The 6044-nt window shown below is 68.0% G+C and carries 6 protein-coding genes; 4 read left to right on the top strand and 2 right to left on the bottom strand.

All coding sequences use genetic code 11. From position 1 onward, the window contains the following. A partial coding sequence (locus tag NHG85_RS16950; protein WP_253334619.1) for an HlyD family secretion protein occupies positions 1 to 436 on the bottom strand: 436 nt, incomplete at its 3' end. Between the two features lie 66 nt (positions 437 to 502). On the opposite strand from NHG85_RS16950, the gene hdhA reads away from it, so the two are divergent. From hdhA to NHG85_RS16965, 3 genes are all read left to right on the top strand, one after another. Continuing rightward, entirely contained in the window at positions 503 to 1270 is a 768-nt protein-coding gene (hdhA, locus tag NHG85_RS16955) for a 7-alpha-hydroxysteroid dehydrogenase (protein ID WP_253334621.1), read from the top strand. A 10-nt stretch (positions 1271 to 1280) separates the two neighbouring features. Next, complete coding sequence (locus NHG85_RS16960; protein WP_253334623.1) at positions 1281 to 2924, top strand: serine hydrolase; 1644 nt, start codon at positions 1281 to 1283, stop codon at positions 2922 to 2924. Between the two features lie 71 nt (positions 2925 to 2995). Further along, positions 2996 to 4267 (top strand): cation:proton antiporter, encoded by a 1272-nt coding sequence (locus tag NHG85_RS16965; protein ID WP_253334625.1) that lies wholly within the window; start codon positions 2996 to 2998, stop codon positions 4265 to 4267. Between the two features lie 126 nt (positions 4268 to 4393). Here the strand turns inward: NHG85_RS16965 and NHG85_RS16970 are convergent, their stop codons facing one another. Beyond that, the gene (locus tag NHG85_RS16970) at positions 4394 to 4870 is read right to left on the bottom strand and encodes an Lrp/AsnC family transcriptional regulator (RefSeq protein ID WP_253334627.1); all 477 of its coding nucleotides are present in this window, start codon (positions 4868 to 4870) and stop codon (positions 4394 to 4396) included. Positions 4871 to 4978: 108 nt separating this feature from the next. Here NHG85_RS16970 and NHG85_RS16975 point away from each other — a divergent pair. Next, the coding region (locus NHG85_RS16975) for an aminotransferase class V-fold PLP-dependent enzyme (protein ID WP_253334629.1) at positions 4979 to 6044 on the top strand (1066 nt) is incomplete at its 3' end.

The following is a 6044-nucleotide window of genomic DNA, read 5'->3' on the forward strand; positions in this document are numbered from 1 at the left end:
AGGCGATGCCGCGCTCTTCGAGCCGGAAGCTGCGCGCCGCCTCGGCGCGCGTGGTCTCCAGCGCGGTGCGCGCCTGGGTGACGGCGGCCTGCGCCGAAACCAGCGATGCGCTCGATGCGTCGATGTTTTGAAGCGCGGTACCGAGATTGGCCTCGGCCTGCCGCACGGCCAGCATGAAGGGGCGCGGATCGACCGAGAAGAGCGGATCGCCCGCCTCGACCACGGCGTCGTCCTCGACATGGACCTGCATGACCTCGCCCGACACGCGCGGCGCGATCTGCACGACCTGCGCCGAAACGATCCCGCGCGCGCTGCCCGGCGTCAGCCGGTCGTTCAGCGCATAGAGAACGACGAGACTCGTCAGGATGACGACGACGCCGATCGCAACGCCCCTGGCACCGCTGCGGGCCGGGGCCGCGGTCTCCGTATCGCTCATGGCAATTCCTTTCGATCTTTCTCATCCTCTACGGTATGCGATCTATCAGCAAAAGGAGTAGACAGAATGTTTGATCCAAAGACCTTTCGGCTCGACGGCGCGGTCGCCCTGATCACCGGGGGCGGCGCCGGTATCGGCCGGGCCATCGCCGAGACTTTCGCCGGAGCCGGCGCGGCCGTGATGGTCAGCGATCTCGACGCCGATGCCGCCCGCGCGGTCGCCGATGATATCACCAAGGCCGGCAACCAAGCCGCAAGCCTGGATTGCGACGTCACCAAAGAGGCGGATCTGGTGCGCGCTGTCGAGCAGACCGTTTCGCGCTTCGGCAAGCTCACGATCCTCGTCAGCAATGCCGGCGGCGGCGGGCCGAAGCCGTTCGACATGCCGATGGCGGAGTTTCGCCGGGCCTTCGACCTCAATGTCTTCTCGCTGTTCCGCCTCGCGCAGCTCGCCGCGCCCGAGATGGAAAAAGCCGGCGGCGGCGCCATGCTGGCCATCACCTCGATGGCGGCCGAGAACAAAAACAGGCGCATGGCCTCCTATGGCTCGTCCAAGGCGGCGACCAGCCACCTGGTGCGCAACATCGCCTTCGACCTCGGCCCCGCGGGCATCCGCGTGAACGCGATCGCGCCGGGGGCCACGAAGACGGATGCGCTGAAATCCGTGCTGAACGACGATATCGAAAAAAGGATGCTGACCCATACGCCGATCAACAGGCTCGGCGAGCCCGCCGACATGGCCAACGCCGCCCTGTTCATGTGTTCGCCCGCGGCCAGCTGGATCAGCGGCCAGATCCTGACCGTGTCGGGCGGCGGCGTGCAGGAACTGGATTGAGGGAAACGAGATGAAAACCAGGTTCTTCATGATGCTGGCCGCAGGGTTGGCTGGCGCGGGCATGGCGACGGCCCAGGACGCGCCGCTTTCCGCGGTGAACTCCGATCCCGAAACGCTGGAATGGATGCAAGGCTTCCCGCCGCCCGACGACAGGATCATCCGCTTTACCGATCCCGACTACTTCGCCTTTCCGAAGCTGCGCTGGACCGTCTGCCATTTTCGCGAACTGATGCCGACCACCGCCGTCCGGGCCGGATCGGGCTGGGCGGACGCGCTGCCGGTCGAGCTCGATCCCGGCCTCGACGACGTGACGTTCACGCCGATCGGACAGGACGGGACGATGACATGGGGCGAGGCTTTCGAGGCCAACCATACCGACGCGGTGCTGGTCCTGCATGAGGGGCGCATTGTCTATGAGCGGTATGACGGCTGCATGGACGAGCATGCCCTGCATGGCGCGATGTCGGTCACGAAATCGATCACAGGCCTGATCGGCGAGGTTCTCGTCGCCGAAGGAAAGATCGAGGAGACCGCGCGGATGGGCGATCTGATCCCCGAACTGACCGACAGCGCCTTTGGCGACGCCACCGTCCGGCAGGTTCTGGAGATGACCACCGCGCTCGACTACTCGGAGGATTATGCCGATCCCGAAGCCGACGTCTGGATCTATGCCCAGGCCGGAAGCCCGCTGCCGCCGCCCGAAGGCTATGAGGGCCCGCGCAGCTATTTCGGCTTTCTCCAGACCGTCGGCAAGGCTGGCACGCATGGCGAGGCGTTCGGCTACCGCACCATCAACACCGATGCGCTGGGGTGGCTGATCGCGCGCACGACCGGGCTGAACGTCGCCGATTGGCTGTCCCGGCACGTCTGGACCCGTATCGGCGCCGAGCGCGAGGCCTTCTACACGGTCGACAGCATTGGCACGCCGTTCGCGGGCGGCGGTTTCAACGCGACGCTGCGCGACATGGGCCGGCTGGGTCAGCTGATCCTGAATGAAGGCGAATGGCGCGGCGAGCAGGTCCTGCCCAGGGCCGCCATCGCGCGCATCCGCGAGGGCGGCGACCCGAAGAGCTTCGCGCGCGCGGGTTACGATCTTCTGCCGGGCTGGAGCTATCGCGGCATGTGGTGGGTGAGCCACGACGCGCATGGCGCCTTCGCCGCCCGCGGTGTGCACGGGCAGACGATCTGGATCGACCCGGCGGCGGACATGGTCATCGTCCGGTTCGCATCCAACCCCGTCGCCGGCAATGCCGCGAGCGATCCGACCTCCCTGCCCGCCTATCGCGCCGTCGCCGATCACCTCACGGAGCAGAAGAGCGCCCCGCGGCTCGAGGGGCGCGAATGGCTGATCGAGGATATCGACGGCCGCGGCGTTCTGGACAATTCGCCCGCCAGCCTCACCTTCGGGCCGAATGGAAGGCTGTCCGGCAACGCGACATGCAACCTGATCGTCGGCAGCTACGACAGCGCGGACGGGGTGATCTCGCTGGGTCCGGTAGGCACGACGATGATGGCATGCCCCGAAGCTCTGGAGGAGCAGGAGCGCCGCCTGCTCGATATCCTGGGGGGCGATGTCTCGTTCTCGATGACCGATACCGGGGCGCTCGTTCTCGAAGACGAGGATGGCCGGACGATCACCGCCCGGCGCCGGTAGCGCCGGAGAGAGCAAGGGGCGGGTGACGCCGCCCGGAACGGCAACAGGCCTACGCGAGAGGAGCCGCAGTGATGCAACCAGCAGAGATCGCCATTCTCTCGGCTGCCCTGTTCGTCTTCGCGCTCGTCTCGAAACGCGCCGAGACGGGCATCGTCACGCCGCCCATGGCCTTCGCGGCGGTCGGCTTGCTGATCGGCGCGGACGGGCTGGAGCTGGTGGAGCTGCATGTCACGGATGCGGCCATCCGCGTGCTGGCCGAAGTCACCCTCGTGCTGACGCTCTTTTCGGATGCCAGCCGGATCGACATCACCGAACTCGACCGCAGGCACGCGATACCGATACGCCTTCTCGCGATCGGCCTGCCGCTCGCGATGCTGGTCGGCACCGGCGCGGCGTGGCTTCTGTTTCCCGCGCTCGGCATCTGGGGGGCGGCGACGCTGGCGATCGCGCTGGCCCCGACCGATGCCGCACTGGGTCAGGCGGTCGTCTCGAACGCCTCCGTGCCACAGCGCATCCGGCAGGCGCTCAATGTCGAGTCCGGCCTGAATGACGGCCTTGCCTTTCCCGCCCTGCTCGTCGCCGCATCCCTCGCGGCGGGGAGCGCCGGGGACGGGGCGGGAAACGGGGCCGGAGAGTGGGCGCGGTCCATCGGCCTGCAGGTCGTGGGCGGTCCTCTCGTCGGGGCGGCCTTAGCTTGGCTCGGCGCCCTGCTGATCGAGCGCGCCGCCCGAGACGACTGGATGGACGAGACCTATCTGCGGCTCAGCACGCTGGCATTGCCTTTGCTGGTTTGGGGCGCGGCCGAGACGATGGGGGCCAACGGGTTTCTCGCGGGCTTCACCGCAGGCCTTGTCGTGGCCATGCGCTCCGAACGGCTGCGCGCGGCCGCGGCCGATTTCGGCGAGGCGGAGGGCCAGCTTCTCACGCTCGTGGTCTTTGTCCTTTTCGGCGCGATTCTCGTGCCCGACCTGGCGCAGATGGGATGGCGGCACGCGCTTTTCGCCGGGCTGGCGCTGACGGTGTTGCGTGGCCTTCCCGTGGCGATATCGCTGCTCGGCATGGGGCTGCGTCCGGCGACGGTCCTCTTTTTGGGCTGGTTCGGCCCGCGCGGGCTTGCCTCGCTGATCTACCTGCTGATCCTGATCGAGGACTATCCGTTCCCGGGCAAGGACGACATCCGTCTCGCCATTGTCGCAACCGTGGCCTTGTCGATCTTTGCGCATGGCATGACCGCCTCGCCCCTGGCCCGTCTCTACGGGCGCTCCGTGGGATCGGGCGGCACCGCGCCCGAACACCGGGACGTCCCTCATTTTTCCCTCCGGCTGCGAAGGAAATCCGGATAAAGGCCAGACCTCGCACGAGGAGGGAACACCGGTCGTTCGCATCCCGGTGCGGTCGCAACCCCCGGCATTGTCGACGCAGTCGCCCCCGCTTGCTCCGTCGTGGGCCTAGGATGTCGAGCCCCTCGCTCAGCGCAGCACCGAGCGGATCGCCAATGGCCGGTTCTCGAGGATGGCTTCCATCGCGAAATGGCCCGTCACCGCCTCGATGTCGAAGCCTCGGATCAGCGCCTGATAAAAGCGGTCATAGCCCGCCATGTCGGCGCAGACCGCCTTGATCATGTAGTCCCAATGCCCGCCGATCCGGTGGAAATCGACCACCTCCGGCAGCGCCTCGACATGCGTGCGAAAGGCCCGCGCCCAGTCCGAGGCATGATGACGGGTGCGGATCATCACGAAAACCGTCAGCCCGAGCCCCAGCGCCGCCGGGTCGATGTCGGCCCGCCGCCCCTTGAGCGCGCCGGTCTCTTCCAGCCGCTTGAGCCGCCGCCAGCAGGCATTCTGCGACAGCCCCACCCGCGCGGCCAGCTCGCGCTGCGACAGCCCGCCCTCGCGTTGCAGCAATTCGAGGATTCGGTAATCGATCTGATCGGTCTGAAGGGGCATATTCCGTCAAACTGACCCAAACAACTGCGGCATTCCAGTTCAAAATGCCGTCGAATGATCGAATTGGAGCGGAGATGATAGCCTCAGCCCGCATAGGAGATCACCGCCGTGACCGACCCCTTCGACCGTTTCGAAAACGCCCTGACCGAAGCCGGACCCATTGCCCTGCGCGACGGTCAGTTCGGGCGTGACGTCCTCGTTCCCGGCCCGTTCGGGCCCAAGACGCTGGTCTATGCCGATGATACCGCTTCGGGCCGGGCGCTGCGGCAGGTCGAGGCATGGCTGCACGAAGAGGTCCTGCCCTTTTATGCCAACAGTCACACCGAAGCCTCGCATTGCGGCGCGCTGATGACCCGGCTGCGCCGCGCGGCGCGGGCGCGGGTGGCGCAGGGCTGCGGTGCGGGCCCAGACCACGCGGTGATCTTCTGCGGCAATGGCGCGACCGCGGGGATCAACCGGCTGGTGCAGCTTTTCGGCGTGCCCGACGCGATTGCAGGGGGCCGCCCGGTCCATGTCCTGATCGGCCCGTGGGAGCACCACTCCAACATCCTGCCCTGGCGCGAAAGCGGCGCGGAGGTGACCGAACTGCCGGAGGGGTCGCATGGGCCTTGCCTCGATGCGCTTGATGTGGCGCTCGCGCGGGCGCGCCGGGCGGGCGCGCTTTGCATCGTCGCCCTCTCCGGCGCCTCGAACGTCACCGGCACCCTCGCCGACACCGCCCGCGTCACGGCGGCGGTCAAGCGCGGCGGCGGGTTGATGATCTGGGACATGGCCTGCGCCGCGCCCTACCTGCCGCTTGCCATGCGCTACGGTGGTGCCGAGGCTGATGCCATGGTGCTTTCGCCGCACAAGTTCGCGGGCGGACCGGGGGCCTCGGGCGTGCTGGTGGTGCGCCGCGCCGCCTGCGCGACAGACCGCCCGACCCAACCCGGCGGCGGCACGGTGCGCTTCGTCGGTCCCCAGACGCATGATTACGTCTCCGACCTCGCCGCGCGCGAGGAGGCCGGCACGCCGAACCTGCTGGGCGACATTCGCGCCGCGCTGGCCTTTGCGATCAAGGGCGCGATGACGCGCATGGGTCTGCTCGACATCGAAGCCGCACTGGCCCGGCGCGGCCTCGCCGCGATCGAGGCCGCCCCCGGCATCGACCTGCTCGGCTGCCCCGGCCGCCCCC

Origin of the sequence: Limimaricola litoreus (genome assembly GCF_024159025.1) — a bacterium.
Taxonomy (GTDB): Bacteria; Pseudomonadota; Alphaproteobacteria; order Rhodobacterales; family Rhodobacteraceae; genus Limimaricola; species Limimaricola litoreus.